The 15,787-nt window shown below is 38.0% G+C and carries 15 protein-coding genes; 12 read left to right on the plus strand and 3 right to left on the minus strand.

Annotated elements, in window-relative coordinates; genetic code table 11:
• The first annotated feature begins 43 nt into the window (after window positions 1-43).
• The 4 genes from mreC to rodA are packed head-to-tail and all read left to right on the plus strand — an operon-like array spanning window position 44 to window position 4,505.
• Window positions 44-868, plus strand: a complete 825-nt coding sequence (gene mreC, locus JM81_RS08815) for a rod shape-determining protein MreC (protein WP_089260675.1) — start codon at window positions 44-46, stop codon at window positions 866-868.
• Entirely contained in the window at window positions 858-1,367 is a 510-nt protein-coding gene (gene mreD / locus JM81_RS08820) for a rod shape-determining protein MreD (RefSeq protein ID WP_144802429.1), read from the plus strand. The genes mreC and mreD overlap by 11 nt, the downstream gene beginning before the upstream one ends.
• Entirely contained in the window at window positions 1,364-3,232 is a 1,869-nt protein-coding gene (mrdA, locus tag JM81_RS08825) for a penicillin-binding protein 2 (protein WP_089260677.1), read from the plus strand. Before mreD ends, mrdA begins: the two co-directional genes overlap by 4 nt.
• Window positions 3,222-4,505, plus strand: a complete 1,284-nt coding sequence (gene rodA, locus JM81_RS08830; RefSeq protein WP_089260678.1) for a rod shape-determining protein RodA — start codon at window positions 3,222-3,224, stop codon at window positions 4,503-4,505. The genes mrdA and rodA overlap by 11 nt, the downstream gene beginning before the upstream one ends.
• Here rodA and JM81_RS08835 read toward each other — a convergent pair.
• On the minus strand, window positions 4,502-5,314 hold the full coding sequence (locus JM81_RS08835) for a DNA/RNA non-specific endonuclease (RefSeq protein WP_144802431.1): 813 nt from the start codon (window positions 5,312-5,314) through the stop codon (window positions 4,502-4,504). The two genes, rodA and JM81_RS08835, sit on opposite strands and share 4 nt — an antisense overlap.
• A 91-nt stretch (window positions 5,315-5,405) precedes the next feature.
• Here JM81_RS08835 and msrB point away from each other — a divergent pair, with 91 nt between their 5' ends.
• The 3 genes from msrB to JM81_RS08850 all read left to right on the plus strand — a co-directional run bounded on the left by msrB (window position 5,406) and on the right by JM81_RS08850 (window position 6,929).
• Window positions 5,406-5,864, plus strand: coding sequence for a peptide-methionine (R)-S-oxide reductase MsrB (gene msrB, locus JM81_RS08840; protein ID WP_089261238.1), 459 nt, complete (start codon window positions 5,406-5,408; stop codon window positions 5,862-5,864).
• Window positions 5,857-6,396: a peptide-methionine (S)-S-oxide reductase MsrA gene (gene msrA / locus JM81_RS08845; protein ID WP_144802432.1), complete on the plus strand. Its 540-nt coding sequence runs from the start codon at window positions 5,857-5,859 to the stop codon at window positions 6,394-6,396. The genes msrB and msrA overlap by 8 nt, the downstream gene beginning before the upstream one ends.
• A 131-nt stretch (window positions 6,397-6,527) precedes the next feature.
• Entirely contained in the window at window positions 6,528-6,929 is a 402-nt protein-coding gene (locus JM81_RS08850; protein ID WP_144802434.1) for a DoxX family protein, read from the plus strand.
• 57 nt (window positions 6,930-6,986) lie between these two features.
• Here the strand turns inward: JM81_RS08850 and JM81_RS08855 are convergent, their stop codons facing one another.
• Window positions 6,987-9,176: a carboxy terminal-processing peptidase gene (locus JM81_RS08855; protein WP_144802436.1), complete on the minus strand. Its 2,190-nt coding sequence runs from the start codon at window positions 9,174-9,176 to the stop codon at window positions 6,987-6,989.
• Window positions 9,177-9,364: 188 nt separating this feature from the next.
• On the opposite strand from JM81_RS08855, the gene surE reads away from it, so the two are divergent.
• The 5 genes from surE to JM81_RS08880 all read left to right on the plus strand — a co-directional run bounded on the left by surE (window position 9,365) and on the right by JM81_RS08880 (window position 14,238).
• Window positions 9,365-10,138 (plus strand): 5'/3'-nucleotidase SurE, encoded by a 774-nt coding sequence (gene surE / locus JM81_RS08860; protein WP_144802437.1) that lies wholly within the window; start codon window positions 9,365-9,367, stop codon window positions 10,136-10,138.
• Between the two features lie 51 nt (window positions 10,139-10,189).
• Complete coding sequence (locus tag JM81_RS08865) at window positions 10,190-10,474, plus strand: hypothetical protein (protein WP_089260683.1); 285 nt, start codon at window positions 10,190-10,192, stop codon at window positions 10,472-10,474.
• 1 nt (window position 10,475) lies between these two features.
• A complete protein-coding gene (gene lpxB / locus JM81_RS08870) occupies window positions 10,476-11,597 on the plus strand; it encodes a lipid-A-disaccharide synthase (protein ID WP_144802439.1) in 1,122 nt (373 codons plus the stop codon).
• Between the two features lie 69 nt (window positions 11,598-11,666).
• Window positions 11,667-12,230, plus strand: a complete 564-nt coding sequence (locus tag JM81_RS08875) for a C40 family peptidase (protein ID WP_144802440.1) — start codon at window positions 11,667-11,669, stop codon at window positions 12,228-12,230.
• Window position 12,231: 1 nt separating this feature from the next.
• The gene (locus JM81_RS08880) at window positions 12,232-14,238 is read left to right on the plus strand and encodes a ComEC/Rec2 family competence protein (RefSeq protein WP_144802441.1); all 2,007 of its coding nucleotides are present in this window, start codon (window positions 12,232-12,234) and stop codon (window positions 14,236-14,238) included.
• A 7-nt stretch (window positions 14,239-14,245) separates the two neighbouring features.
• On the opposite strand, the gene JM81_RS08885 is transcribed toward JM81_RS08880, so the two are convergent.
• Window positions 14,246-15,778 (minus strand): peptide MFS transporter, encoded by a 1,533-nt coding sequence (locus JM81_RS08885; protein WP_144802442.1) that lies wholly within the window; start codon window positions 15,776-15,778, stop codon window positions 14,246-14,248.
• Window positions 15,779-15,787 lie beyond the last annotated feature (9 nt).

Below are 15,787 nucleotides of genomic sequence, written 5' to 3' on the forward strand. Positions count from 1 at the left end.
CCCTGAAGGGAAATTTTATAATCGATTAAAAATATAGGGGTGAATGCAGCAGATCATAAATTTTATAATTAGGTATAAAACCTTTTTGCTATACTTTTTCCTGTTAGTAATATCCTTGATCTTTACGTTTCAATCCCATTCATACCATCAATCCAAATTTTTAAATTCATCCAATTACCTTACCGGCAGTATCTATTCCTTCTCGGATAATATCAGCTCCTATTTTGGACTAAGGGAGGAAAATAATCGGTTGGTAGAGGAAAACAGAAGGCTTCGTAACAAACTGTTCAACTCAACACTTTTGACCACTACTTCCTTGGATTCAACGTCCAATGACTATGAAGTAATCAAAGGTAGGGTCATCAATAACAGTTATGCCGATCAGCGCAACTATATCACTATTGACAAAGGCCTTAACGATAGCGTTGCACAGGATATGGGCGTCATAACGGATAAAGGTATCTTGGGAATAGTAGAGAACACATCTAATAATTTTGCCACGGTACAGAGTATATTGAGCGAACGATCTACCATCAATGCAAAAATTAAAAACTCCAATCATTTTGGTTCTTTGGTGTGGGAAAACACACAAGATTACAATGTTGTACAGTTAATAGATATTCCTAGACTTGTTCCCCTTACCATTGGTGATACTATAGTTACAGGGGCTATGAGCAGTATATTTCCCGAGAACATACCTATTGGAACCATAAAGAATTTTGACCTAGATAATTCTAAAAGTTTTTATTTTATTGATGTGGAACTTTTTAATGATATGACCAATATTGGCAATATTTATATCATCAAAAATCTAAACCGCAAAGAAGTATTGGAATTAGAAGCAGAAACACAGAACAATGATCAATAGCGGCTTCTTCCGTAACGTAACTAGATTTGTTTTACTGATACTGGTACAGGTATTGGTATTTAACAACCTCAACTTTTTTGGCTACATTAATCCGCTGATTTATATCCTTTTTCTTTACTGGTACCCTATAAAACAGAACAGGACCACCTTTATTGTCACCTGCTTTATTTTAGGATTGTTGGTAGATATTTTTTCTGACACATTGGCTATAAATGCAGCTGCAACGGTTACCATTGCTTATTTACGCCCTACTATTATGAGATTTGTTTTTGGGGTCAATTATGAATTCCAAAGTTTTAAGTTAAACAACAGTACCAAGGCACAACAATTTACGTTTTTAGCGTTATTAACTATAATACATCACTTGGTATACTTCACCTTGGAAATTTTTAGCTTTTCAAATAGCTTATTAATTTTGCAGAAAACCGTTACGGTGGGTATTGCCACATTGATTTTAAGTATTTTGTTCAGCACACTATTTAGCAGTAAAAAAGAATGAGAAAAATTCTTTTATCCTCTTTGATCATCCTTATAGCCATTGCGTTCCTGGGCAGGCTTTCCTATTTGCAAATATTCAGCTTTTCTACCGATCATATGTTGGACGATCCGGCAATCAAGGCCATTTATGATTATCCTGAAAGGGGTTATATCTATGATAGAAACGGAAAACTATTGGTGGGTAATGATCCAGCCTATGATGTAATGGTCATACCAAGGGAGGTAAAACCACTAGACACTTTGGAATTTTGTGGTCTTTTAGGAATTGATAAGGAGAAATTTATTGAAAAATTAAGAAAGGCCAGGGTATACTCGCCAAGGCTGCCTTCTGTTTTGGTACCACAGCTGTCCAAGCAGGATTATGCCAAACTTCAAGAGAAAATGCGTAAATACACCGGATTTTATATCCAAAAGAGGTCTTTGCGTTATTATGATACCCCAAGTGCAGCCAATGTATTGGGATATATTAGTGAAGTAAATGAAGGAGATTTGGCCGTTAACAAATATTATGTTCAAGGTGAACTCAAAGGTCGTACCGGGGTAGAACGTTATTATGAAGATCTATTACGTGGAAGAAAAGGCGTACAATACATTCAAAAAGACCGATTTAATAGGGATATTGGTCCATATAAAAATGGTGCCTTGGACACCCTTCCGGAACAAGGAAAACAAATAAGCATAACCATAGATAAGACCTTACAGGAATATGGTGAAACACTTATGAACGGTAAAAGGGGCGGTATTGTAGCCATTGAACCTGCAACAGGGGAAATCCTTTCCATGATTTCCGGTCCTACATATGACCCTGCTTTATTGGTGGGTAGGGAACGGTCAAAAAATTATACAAAATTATATAATGACACCATTGCGAACCCAACTTGGGATCGGTCTATTCATGCACAACAACCCCCGGGATCACCGTTTAAAACCTTAAATGCATTGATTGCCTTACAGGAAGGAGTTATTGATGAAAATACCAAGATCCAATGTTATAACGGTTTTTATGTTGGCCGAAAAAAGAAAGGGTGTCATTGTGGTGGAGGTCTACGTGATATACATAGTGGTATTTATGTATCTTGTAATGCTTATTTTGCGGGCGCATTTAAAAAAATATATGAAAAATTTGATACCACGGACGAAGGTATGGATGTCTGGGAAAAGCACATGCGTAGCTTTGGTTTAGGAGATTATCTTGGGTATGACTTGCCATTTGGACAGAAAGGTAGAATACCGAGCAAGGAATATTACGATAAATGGTATGGAGACAACAGGTGGAGCGCGTCCTATATCATTTCTAACTCTATTGGTCAAGGGGAAATATTGGCAACTCCTGTTCAATTAGCGAATATGACCGCGGCCATAGCAAATAGGGGATATTATTTTACCCCCCATATCTTAAAAAAGATTGAAGGCAAGGAAATTACAGAACCACGGTTTACTGAAGCAAAGCATACCACTATTGACCCTAAATATTTTGAACCGGTCATTGAAGGCATGGCAGATGTGTATAAAAAAGGAACCGCAAGATGGCTTCAAATTCCGGACATAGAAATAGCGGGTAAAACAGGTACGGCAGAAAACTTTACAAAAATTAACGGTGTTCGCACACAGTTAACGGATCATTCCGTATTTGTTGCTTTTGCTCCTGTGGACGATCCTAAAATTGCCATTGCCGTATATATTGAAAATGGGTATTTTGGTTCCAGGTATGCCGGACACATTGCTTCCCTAATGATCGAGAAATATCTTAAGGGAGAAATTACCAGAACCGATTTAGAAAAACGAATGCTGGAAAAAACGTTGGAAGCAGAATATGCGAAACCCTACAGCGGGGAGGAGTTTAAAATTAACGAACGTGTCTGGTAGAAGTATCCTAAAACGTATAGACTGGTTAAGCGTATTCATTTATTTAGCGCTCGTTCTCATAGGATGGGTCAACATCTACTCCAGTACTTTTTCCGAAGAGCACGCCTCTATATTTGACTTTGGCACACTCTACGGCAAGCAACTTTTTTTTATAGGCGTTAGTTTAATAACCATTGTAATTATCTTGGCACTAGAGGTCAACTTCTATGAAAGGTTCTCAAGTGTATTGTACCTAATCTCAATGATATCGCTCCTTGGGTTGTTCGTGTTCGGTAAAACCATAGCCGGAGCAACATCATGGTATGACCTTGGCTTCTTTAACCTACAACCTTCAGAACTGGCAAAGGTGGCAACTGCTCTGGCTCTTGCCAAATACTTAAGCGATATACAGACCGATATAAAAAGACGCAAGGACCAACTCTATGCGCTGTTGATCATCTTAATACCGGCATTACTCATTATACCCCAGCCAGACCCCGGTAGTGCCCTGGTATTTTTCGCCCTTATCTTCGTCATTTTTAGGGAAGGACTACCGTTGTTCTATTTGGCCATTATCGTTAGTCTAATCCTAATTTTTGTAGTTACACTAAAATTTGGGACCGTATGGTTGATTATTGGACTTGCCCTTTTGATTATCCTGCTATTTGGGTTTAAAAGAAAAAGTTTTAAAATACCTGTAATACCTTTATCATTGGTGAGTATTGCGATAATCGTTTTTTCCTTATCTGTAAATTTTGTGTTCAATAATGTATTTGAACAGCGACATAGAGATCGTTTTAGCTTATGGCTTCGCCTAGAAAAAGATCCGGAAAAACTGGACCAAATACGAAAAACCATAGGGTATAACACGCATCAATCTGAAAAAGCAATAGAGTCTGGCGGTTTTTTTGGTAAAGGGTTTTTAGAAGGCACCAGGACAAAAGGAGATTTTGTACCGGAACAACATACCGATTATATTTTCAGTACAGTTGGCGAGGAATGGGGCTTTGTAGGAACCGCTACCGTTATTTTGCTGTTCACGACGCTCTTCCTTAGATTGATTTCCTTGGCGGAAAGGCAAAAAAATGCTTTTGCCAGAATGTATGGCTATGGCGTTATCTCCATATTGTTGATTCATTACTTCATTAATATAGGCATGGTTATTGGCGTATTGCCCACCATAGGCATTCCCTTGCCCTTTTTCAGTTATGGAGGCTCCGGATTACTGTTCTTTACAGTACTATTGTTCATTTTTTTACGATTGGACACCAATAGACTCAAGGAAAGTTTTTAAAACTTCCACCCCACTGTATTTGTAGTTGCCTCAAAGGCCTTTTGTTCATCAGGGGGCAATTCGGCAAAGAAATCTATTCCAGTTTCTTCTTCAATATCATCTATAGCCACCAAAAAATTTCTTAATGGTAAAAATTGCGGTTTGTTGGGTATTAAAAATGAAATGGTATGTAACTTGTTATTTTTCTTACGGGCCACAATTTTATAAAAAGCGTTTGGTACATCTACGTCCTCTTCCCCTATTTCCTCCAATCCATTCTCCAAAACTCCTCCGGTAAAGATATATAATGAGCCATATTGTTTTGCCCAACGTCTTATCTGCTGTTCCAAATCGTTCCAAATACCGGCATTGAACTCCCTATCTTGCGGACTTACATTACTGGTATAGAACGTTTCGTCATACGCTTGTTTGGAAAATCTACGATCTCCTGCCGGAACTAAATGTCCACGGTCATAACCAGAACCCTTATAATTACGCCAATCGGCAGATTTTGAGGGAACAAATGGATCTTCCAAAAAATAAGGTCGCTTTCTATCGTCATAGGTTAAATGCCCTTTCTCCAATACGTAGGCCACCCATTCAGCTTGCTCAAAAGGTTCGTTATAAGATAAAGTAAAATAGGAATGGTGTACTATATCCCCAGTTGTAGAACTAGGGAGAAACGCTTTTGGAAAATTATTTTCCAAACCGGAAGTCTCTTTATTGGAATATGGCGCAGGCGTATAGAAATTTTCGAAAAGCCAAAATCCTACTATACAAATTAGTATAAGTACACTATAAATAGTTCTGTTTCCTTTATAATATGCCATGGGCCAAAATTACCGTAATTTTGTAAGAATAGCAGTAAATCATCGACCAATTAAACTAGCTATAAAGACTATCAAGAAAAAGAAAATTATGATGTTAACCTGGAAAGATATTATCCATTTTACCGTAAAAGGTAATCCTGAACCCGACCAAAGGGTAGAAAAATCAGCATCTGAATGGAAAGAACTATTGACCCCCGAACAGTTTAGGATTACAAGAAACAAAGGCACCGAAGCTCCACATTCCGGCGCATTATGTAGCGCTCATGAGGCGGGGAAATATGAATGTGTTTGCTGTGGTACACCATTGTTCGATTCCACTATAAAGTTTGAATCAGGAACAGGATGGCCAAGTTTTACGCAACCCATTAAGAAAAATGCCATTAAATACCATAAGGACAGTTCATTTGGTATGGTACGCGTAGAAGTATTGTGCAATACTTGCGATGCCCATTTAGGCCATGTATTTCCTGACGGTCCTGAGCCTAGCGGTTTACGCTATTGTATAAATTCCGAGTCTATGCAGTTACAAAAAGAAGAAGTTAATGAATAACAAATCTATGGAAACCGCAACGGTTGGTGGTGGATGCTTTTGGTGCACAGAAGCCGTTTTTCAAGAAGTAAAAGGAATAAAGGAGGTCGTATCAGGATATACAGGAGGTACAGCCCCGGGCAAACCTACCTATAGGGAAATTTGTTCCGGACTTACCGGCCATGCAGAAGTGGTACAGGTAATTTTTGACCCTAGCGTAATTTCATATGATGATATCCTTCTTATTTTTATGACTACGCACGACCCTACAACATTGAACAGGCAAGGTGCCGATGCAGGAACACAATACCGTTCCGTTATCTATTACCATAATGAGGTACAAGAAAAAAAGGCACGTGCAATCATAAACGAACTACAAAATGTCTATGACAAACCTATTGTAACGGAAATTAGCCCATTGGGCACTTTTTACGAAGCCGAGGAGTATCACCAAGATTATTACAAGAACAATTCCGAGCAAGGTTATTGTCAAGTTGTAATCAACCCTAAATTGGCCAAATTACGTAAGCTTCACGCCGATAAACTTTTATAATAATATAGCACAACGTTCGTCTTTTAATAATTTCAACTGGTCTACAGCATTTTTTGATTCGCCTATAGAATCCTCAAAATTTTAAAGGCGAATTATATTTTGGGTGCTATTAACATATAAACCTACTTATTATGAAGACCCAAAAAACCGTTTACCTTGTTGCTTTAAGTCTTTTTTCAATTGCAATTATAGGCGCTATAATCAATTCTATTATCAATTATGAAGAGGTAGCCCATATCTTTATAAAACTTGGTTATCCAATTTACCTTATACATCTTTTAGGGGTATTTCAGACCATAGGACTGCTAATGATCATATTTAATAAAACACATTGGATATTGGAATGGGTCTATGCCGGTTTTTTCATGAACTTGATTCTTGGTGCGGTAGCACATTTGGCTATTAAGGACGGTAATGGGGCATCTGCAGTCATTTGTACCGTTCTACTTTTTATTACCTATATCTTAGGAAAAAGGGTACGTAATGATGAAAATGAAATGGCTGTTCACAAATCATTTTATACACCCTATTAAAATAGTCCAAAAAAAAGCCGCTGTATTTGGTACAGCGGCTTTTTTTATGATTTGTTCTTAATTCTTTACACTGGCAAGTTTACCGTTCTTAATGTTGTTGATTTTTAAATCCTCCAATACATTTACAGCCTCTTCTACATAGACATCCTTGGCCAGGTTTTTATGCCATCTATCTCTCTTTTCACGTAAAACGGAGTCTTTTGTAAACAACTGCTCTTCATAACCCAAAGATTTAAAAGTAAGCTTGGAGTCATAGTCGGTCAATTTCTTGAAATAATCTGACTGCTCCTTATCCTTGATCTTTTCTTCTTTGTACGTATCGTAATTCAAGGAAATTTCGGTTTCATCCTGCTCTGCCTTAAGCCATTTTGCATTTTCCTCTATGAGTCTAATTTGCTCACTGGCCTCCATACGTTTTTTACTTTCGGCAATGGCCTTATCATAATCAATATAACCATCCCAAACTTTATAATCCGCTGCGGTAATCTTATCCCACCCTAACGGGTTGGACTGATCTCTTTCCCCTAGGTCAATATAGCTATACCTGTCCGGCACAACAATATCACTCTTAACACCTTCCAATTGGGTAGAACCACCGTTTATTCTATAAAACTTCTGGGTCGTAATTTTAATTGCTCCCAAATCGCCATGTTCGTTACTACGCAACATGTTATTTAAAGGAATAACATTCTGTACGGTACCCTTACCGAACGTTTGTTTGCTTCCAATTACTATGGCACGCTTATAATCCTGCATAGCGGCCGCCAATATTTCCGAAGCGGAGGCGGATAGCTCATTGACCAATATTACCAAAGGACCGTCCCATTGTATTCTTTCATCCTTATCATCATACACATCTTTGCCCTTATCCTTAGAACGTACTTGAACAATTGGTCCGTCCTTAATGAAAAGACCGGCCATTTCAACTACGGTCTTCAAAGAACCGCCACCATTGTCACGCAAGTCTAGAATTAGACCTTCCATGCCTTCTTCCTTTAACCGTTCCACTTCCTTTGCTACATCAGTTGCAGCATTTCTTTCACTATAATCATTAAAATCCACATAAAATTTAGGAAGATTAATGATTCCAAATTTTTCATCACCCTTAATAATATTAGCAGATTTGGCATAGGATTCTTCCAGCTCTACTACATCCCTTGTTAAGGAAACCACTTCCAAGGAACCGTCTACTTTTCTAACGGTCAAATCAACGACCGTACCTTGGGCACCTTTGATCAATTTAATGGCATCGTCCAATCTCATACCAACAATATCAATAGGTTCTTCTCCATTTTGTCCAACCTTAATAATTTCATCACCCACCTCTAAACGTTGGTCTCGCCATACCGGTCCACCAGAGATAATTTCAACGATTTTAGCGCCTTCAGATTTTTTCTGAAGCCTTGCCCCAATTCCTTCAAACTTACCGGACATGCTGGTATCAAATTTTTCTTTTTCCTCTGGAGCAAAATAAAAAGTATGGGGGTCAAACTCATCTACAATGGTATTGATATATTGAACAAACCAATCCTTACGTTCCAGGTCGTCAACAAAATCAAAAAATTCGTCTAACGTAGTCTCGGTAGATTTTCTTGCTTCACGTTCCGCTTCCTCTGGAGTATGGGCGCTATGATCGTGATCATCATCTAACTTAACATTACTTAATTCGGAAACCGTTTGGCCATTTTCATGTGTTTTGTTTACGACCACTTCTTTTTCCATATGCGTAATTTTGGAATCATAGGTACCCAATGTGGCATATTTCAACTGTTTTCTCCAACGTTCCTTTAATTCTTGACGAGTTGCAGCAAAAGGCTCGTCCTCATATTTAATACTGATGCTTTCATTTACATCATAATCAAAAGGTTCTTGAAGGACTTCTTTATATATTTCCTTGGCATCGCCCATACGCTCCATCAATCTTTCATAAACAAGATTAAAAAATGTGATGTCCGTATTTTTTATTTCATCATCTATTTGATATTTATACTTTTCAAACTCCTTAATATCAGAAGCAATGAAGTACCGTTTTGTTGGATCGATCACATCAATGAAGTCCTCAAAAACGTTGACCGAAAAATCATCGTTTAAATCTTTTGGCTCATAATGTCCTTTTTCCAGTACATAGGATATCAGATCTAATAATAATTTATCCTTATCATCGTTTTCAAATGTTTTATTCGTAAAACTACATGAGGCTACCGCCACGAGCATCAATAACAGTACGTAAGCTAAATTTCTTTTCATAAAATTATCTTTTACCTTCCTTTTCAATATCTCTTTTTTTAGGTTACTTATGGCACTAATAGCCACTTAAGTCCCTAAGGTAAAGAAAAAACCATGCCAATTAATGTACAAGGAATTAATTTTTTGTTAAACGCCACAAGAGGCTTATCCTATAGAAAAACGTATTTTTACTTTAGAAAGTATATACAATGGCAAAACCCTTAATATTAGTTACCAATGATGACGGAATAACAGCGCCTGGTGTTAGAACGTTAATACATATTATGAAGAAAATTGGTGATGTAATCGTGGTGGCACCAGATAGTCCCCAATCTGGAATGGGCCACGCCATTACATTGGACAGTACGCTTTATGCGGAAAAACTAACGATTGATGAAGAAAGTGAAGGAATTGTAGAATATAGTTGTAGCGGTACACCTGCAGATTGTGTAAAATTGGCCCTGCAAGAACTTATGGAACGTAAACCCGATATTTGTGTGAGCGGCATTAACCATGGCTCTAACTCCTCTATTAACGTAATATATTCCGGCACTATGAGTGCCGCTATCGAGGCCGGTATAGAAGGTATCCCTGCCATTGGTTTTTCCTTGTGCGATTATAAATGGGAGGCAGATTTTTCCCAAGCCAAACAATTTATGCAAACCATAGTAGAACAAGCCTTGCAGCACGGTATACCCAAAGGAACCGTTTTAAACGTCAATATTCCCAAATTAACAAAAGATGAGTTAAAGGGGATTAAAGTATGCCGACAGGCAAGGGCCAATTGGAAAGAAAAATTCGATAAAAGAAAAAATCCTATGGGAAAGGACTATTACTGGCTAACCGGTGAATTTGAGTTATTGGACCAGGGTGAAGATACCGATGAGTGGGCACTGGCCAACGGTTATATCTCTGTTGTACCTACACAATTTGACCTTACCGCACATCATGCGGTACAAGAATTAAATTCCTGGAACTTTTAACCCGAACATCCATATTCAAAAGTTGAATATTTTTTTGTTTTATACATTATCATGAACACTAAAAAAGAAATTCTTATTGGCCTTGTTGTAGGTTTAATTGCCAATACGATCGGCACGTTATTGTATATTCTGTTATTTTCCAAATTAAGTATTGCGGAAACCTACGCCGCTGCAGTAGCACAGGATCATGTAGGTAGCCTTTTGGCATTAGGTGCTATTTTAAACCTGATCGCTTTTTTTGGATTTTTAAGAATAAAAAGAGATAATAGGGCAAAAGGTGTATTAATGGCCACTCTGTTTACCGCTATTCTTATCCTGTATTACAAAGTCTTTTAAAATGAAGTATTATATCATTGCAGGGGAAGCGTCTGGCGATCTTCATGGGTCTAATCTTATTAAGGCCTTAATAGACCAAGATGAAAACGCCCAAATAAGGTGTTGGGGAGGTGATTTAATGCAACAGGCTGGCGGCACCCTGGTAAAACATTACAAAGAACTTGCCTTTATGGGTTTTTTGGAGGTGATATTAAACCTTAATGCCATTTTTAAAAATATAAAATACTGTAAACAGGATATTGCCGATTATCAACCTGACGCACTTATTTTCATTGACTATTCCGGCTTTAACCTTCGTATTGCCAAATGGGCAAAAGCACATGGTTTTTTAACGAATTATTACATTTCACCACAAATATGGGCGTCTAGGGAAGGTAGAATAGCCAAAATCAAGGCGTTTGTGGACCATATGTATGTAATTTTACCTTTTGAAAAAGCTTTTTATGAAGGAAAACATCAATACCCGGTTCATTTTGTAGGCCACCCTCTTCTGGATGCTATTGCTAACAGACCAGAAGTTGACCCACGCAGCTTTAGAAACACTTACGGCCTGAATCCCGCCAAACCTATAATTGCCCTTTTACCGGGCAGCCGTAAGCAAGAAGTGCAAAAAATGCTGGCACTGATGCTTTCCTTAACAGAAGATTTTTTGGACCATGAATTTGTCATTGCAGGTGCGCCAAGTTTAGATGAGGATTTTTATGCCCCATTCCTAAACAATGTCAATGTAAAATTTGTACAAAACAAAACCTACGATCTTTTATCCATTTCAACCGCTGCTTTGGTAACAAGTGGCACGGCTACCTTGGAAACCGCACTACTTAAAGTACCACAAGTGGTTTGTTATAAAGCAAATTGGATTTCATATCAAATTGCAAAACGTATCATAACATTGGACTATATTTCCTTGGTGAATTTAATAATGCAAAAGGAAGTGGTTACCGAATTAATTCAGGATGACTTTACCAAACAACGATTAAAAAAAGAACTTGCAGCCATTTTAAAAGGGAGCACAAGAACCAAACAATTGCAGGAATATAATGAGCTGATTTTAAAATTAGGAGGTGCCGGGGCGAGCGCTAAAGCTGCTGCATTGATTATAGAACATACCAAAAATAATTAGAAGCCCCACCATTTAATAATAATTCTATAATTTTGAAGTTACATCTATTAAAGGGAACTTCTTGTTTGTATGCGTAAATTAACGTGTTTTCTAATTATTTGCCTTGCCGTCAGTTGTGGGGTAAAAAAATCCAGTAGTTCTGACAAAGAGCGCAAAATTTCCGTAGCTGCCGCCCATAATGAAAGAACGGGCAATACTCCAGAAGTTGCAGAAACGAAAGTACATAACGACAGACCATCTACGACCCATTCCAAGGCGGACAAAATAATCAATACGGCGCTTTCATTTTCCGGGGTACGTTATAAATTTGGCGGTACTACAAAAAAAGGAATGGATTGTTCCGGTCTTTTATATGTTTCCTTTGGGGAACATGATGTCCAATTACCCAGGACTTCCTATCATATGGCGGAAGAGGGGCATAGAGTGCCCGTGAAAAATATAGAAAAAGGTGATCTACTGTTTTTTAAGACTACCCGCGGATCTAAACGGATCAACCACGTAGGCATGGTTGTTGGTACCGATAATGATGAAATTACATTTATACACGCCTCTACCTCTAGAGGGGTTACCGTATCATCTCTACGTGACGGTTTTTGGAACCAAGCCTTTGTAAAAGCCACCAGAATCTTATAGGATGAAACTTTTAGCGTTTATTCCCATAAGATTAACGCTACTGCTGATTCTTGGAATTTTAATCGGCTCTGTTCTCCCAGTGGATACATGGTATCTTTTACTATCCACCCTACTATTTTTTCTTTTCCTTACGCTCATCTTTGTTTTTCAAAAACGAAGCCATTCGGTTCTTTTTGGTGTCATTGCTTCCGTAACTGTAATTAACTTGGGAATGTTCTGTTTTTCGGCAGCACAACCAATAAACCATCAAGATCATTATAGCAACATTATCAATGAGGAAAGGGCAATTTGGACCTTAAAGATCAAGGAATCCCTAAAACCCAACCTGTATTCTACACGCTATTTTGCCCTGGTAACAAAGATTGACCAACAACCGGCCAGTGGTACCATTTTATTAACCTTACCACAAGATTCCTTAATCCTGAATGTAGACGACGAAATCCAAGTGTTTTCAAAACCATACCCAATCTCCCCGTCATTGAATCCACATCAATTTGACTATAAGAACTATTTAAAAACTCTGGGCGTATATGACCAATTGAGTATTAAGAATAATCAGTTTATACGTATAACGAATCCTAAAAAAACCTTAACCGGTATTGCCTCAAGAATACGAAGCCATATAATTTCGCAACTACAGAAAGAACATTTTGGCGCGGATGAACTTGGGGTAATCCAAGCCTTACTCCTAGGACAGCGTGATAATATATCAGAAGAAACATACAGCAATTACCAAAAAGCAGGTGCGGTTCATATTTTAGCAGTATCTGGCCTGCATATTGGCATTTTATTGCTCCTGATACAATTTATATTTCGGCCGTTGCGCAATTTACCACACGGCAGAACCGTAATTTTAATATCATCGGTTGTTTTCCTTTGGATATTTGCCTTCATAGCGGGTTTATCAGCCAGTATTGTCCGCGCCACAACAATGTTCAGCTTTGTTGCCTATGCCCTTTACCTAAATAGGCCTAGTAATACCTTTAATATTCTTGCACTTTCCATATTGTTCATTCTACTGTTCATTGACCCTAACCTTATATTTCAAGTAGGTTTTCAAATGAGCTATGCCGCCGTATTTTCAATTTTGTGGATTTTTCCAATGCTAAGGGACGTATGGTTTCCAAAGAACAGGGCAATAAGGTATTTTTGGCAATTGCTATGCGTAAGTATTGCCGCCCAATTGGGCGTACTTCCCATAAGTTTATTTTACTTCCATCAATTTCCCGGACTATTTTTTATATCAAATTTAATAATTGTCCCTGCTTTGGGCCTTATATTGGGAACTGGAATAATTGTAATTCTCCTATCCCTTTTGAACGCATTACCATTACAACTTGCATGGTTTTATAATACGGTAATTGCGCAAATGAATGGATTAATTGGCTGGATCGCCCAACAAGAACAATTTATTTTTAGCGCTATTCCTTTTGACAGTATACAGCTTATCCTATCCTTTTTAATTTTGATTTTAGGGATTGAACTTTATCAAAGTACCACCTTTAAACGAACGGTATTCTTTCTGATCAGTATCATCATTTTTCAAGGGTACACCTTATATGAAACCAATCTTGCCCACAATAAAAATGAGGTATTGGTATTGCACCAAACTAAGAATAGTATTATCCTTAATAGAAACGGCCAACGATTATCCGTTCTCAGCAACCAAAAGAACAACCTAAATTATCTTCTATCCAATTATACTATTGCAGAACGTATTAAAACAATCAATAAAGATTCGCTAAAAAATAGTTACTCCATAAATGCCACAGCAGTAGTGGTCATTGACAGCTCAGGCGTTTACCAAAAGACCCCATCACCCATAATTTTATTGACCAATTCCCCAAAAATAAATATAGAGCGATTGGCGCTTACCCTACAACCGCTAGAAATAATTGCGGATGGCAGCAATTACAAGAGTTATGTTGACCGCTGGAAAACGACCTGCATACAATATAAAATCCCTTTTCACTATACTGGTGAAAAGGGAGCTTATTATTTAAAGTAAGTATCTACTAGTGTACCTTACCCATTAATCGTTTAATTATAGGCGATGCCAATAGTACCAATATACCGGCACCCAACGCATATTTGGCAATCAACATGAAGCCATCCGTATAGACCGATAACGTTTCAAAACCGCCCACATTTTTATCGGTACTTTCTATTGCCAATTGCTTACCGATAAAGCCTACTATTTGAAATGCAAATGCAGACGACAGGAACCACACCCCCATAATAAAAGCTATAAGCCGCAATGGTGCCAAATCTGTCATTTTAGACAGTCCAACAGGTGACATGAACAACTCCCCTACGGACAACAAAAAATACATTAACAATAAATAGGCAAATGGTACCAAACCGTTTTCATTTGCACTACCCCCACTAATGGCCAGCACGTAAAAACTTATACCTGCAAATAGTAGACCCAATCCAAATTTATACGGTGTTCTGGGATTCCAGTTCTTCTTGCTTAGCCAAGTCCACATCAACGAAATGGGAATGGCCAAAATAATAATGAACATTGAATTCAAGGAATTGGTCTGTGCAGCGGACATAATACCTTCCAAATCTATGTTTCTTGCGGCGAAAAGTGTAATGACACTACCTGAGAGTTCGTGAAAACCCCAAAATATAGTCATAAAGAATGTTAGCAATACCGCAACGAACAGTTCCTTTCTTTCCTTTACATTTGCCTTGAACATTTCATAAGCCAAATAAGCCAATACGGCAATACCTATTCCTGTAAAAATAACGTTCACAATATTCTGATCGGCAAACATACCTTCCGTAGCAATGGCTTGATATGATGAAAGCAACAACGCAATTAAAGGTGCTGCAAGTACAGCAAGTATGGGCACCAATACCCCTTGTTTAATTCCTAGTACCTTTTTATCCAACACTTCTTCTGTTGGGGGCAGACCCCTATCGCCAAACACATTTTTCCTGATACCGCTCCAAAAAACAATCAATCCTGTAAGCATACCTATCCCTGCCAGACCAAAACCGTAATGCCATCCATAGGTTGCAGCCAGCCAGCCACATAGTAAGGGAGCTACCCACCCACCAATATTTATACCCATGTAAAAAATGGTGAATCCGGAATCTTTTTTAGGGTCTCCTTTTTCATATAAGGTACCTACGAAGGTGGAAATATTAGGTTTAAAAAAACCGTTACCCACTATAATGAGGGAAAGGGCCAGAAAAAAGGCCATATTATTTTCTATTGCCAAAACAAAATGACCTATGGACATAAGTATACCCCCTAGAAAAATTGAATTTCGCATTCCCAATATCTTATCGGAAACCTTGCCTCCGATTACCGTTGAAGCATATACCAAAGATCCGTATGATGAGTAAACCGCTGCAGTTGCATAATCTCTTTCTGCTAAAGCTTGAAAAATTACATCGATCATGTAAAGCGTGAGCAGGGCACGCATACCATAGAAGCTAAATCGCTCCCATAATTCCGCAAAAAATAGATAAAACAACCCCTGAGGGTGTCCAAAAATCTGCTTTTGCTCTGAAATTTCAGTACTTTCAGTCATAGTTCAATT

This window comes from Maribacter sp. MAR_2009_72 (assembly GCF_007827235.1).
Lineage (GTDB): Bacteria > Bacteroidota > Bacteroidia > Flavobacteriales > Flavobacteriaceae > Maribacter > Maribacter sedimenticola.

Bases quoted from the DNA above. Each gene is read 5' to 3' on its own strand.
- mreC (WP_089260675.1), top strand. From the start codon at position 44: ATGCAGCAGATCATAAATTTTATAATTAGGTATAAAACCTTTTTGCTA.
- mreD (WP_144802429.1), top strand. From the start codon at position 858: ATGATCAATAGCGGCTTCTTCCGTAACGTAACTAGATTTGTTTTACTG.
- mrdA (WP_089260677.1), top strand. From the start codon at position 1,364: ATGAGAAAAATTCTTTTATCCTCTTTGATCATCCTTATAGCCATTGCG.
- JM81_RS08835 (WP_144802431.1), bottom strand. From the start codon at position 5,314: ATGGCATATTATAAAGGAAACAGAACTATTTATAGTGTACTTATACTA.
- msrB (WP_089261238.1), top strand. From the start codon at position 5,406: ATGTTAACCTGGAAAGATATTATCCATTTTACCGTAAAAGGTAATCCT.
- msrA (WP_144802432.1), top strand. From the start codon at position 5,857: ATGAATAACAAATCTATGGAAACCGCAACGGTTGGTGGTGGATGCTTT.
- JM81_RS08850 (WP_144802434.1), top strand. From the start codon at position 6,528: ATGAAGACCCAAAAAACCGTTTACCTTGTTGCTTTAAGTCTTTTTTCA.
- JM81_RS08855 (WP_144802436.1), bottom strand. From the start codon at position 9,176: ATGAAAAGAAATTTAGCTTACGTACTGTTATTGATGCTCGTGGCGGTA.
- surE (WP_144802437.1), top strand. From the start codon at position 9,365: ATGGCAAAACCCTTAATATTAGTTACCAATGATGACGGAATAACAGCG.
- JM81_RS08865 (WP_089260683.1), top strand. From the start codon at position 10,190: ATGAACACTAAAAAAGAAATTCTTATTGGCCTTGTTGTAGGTTTAATT.
- lpxB (WP_144802439.1), top strand. From the start codon at position 10,476: ATGAAGTATTATATCATTGCAGGGGAAGCGTCTGGCGATCTTCATGGG.
- JM81_RS08875 (WP_144802440.1), top strand. From the start codon at position 11,667: ATGCGTAAATTAACGTGTTTTCTAATTATTTGCCTTGCCGTCAGTTGT.
- JM81_RS08880 (WP_144802441.1), top strand. From the start codon at position 12,232: ATGAAACTTTTAGCGTTTATTCCCATAAGATTAACGCTACTGCTGATT.
- JM81_RS08885 (WP_144802442.1), bottom strand. From the start codon at position 15,778: ATGACTGAAAGTACTGAAATTTCAGAGCAAAAGCAGATTTTTGGACAC.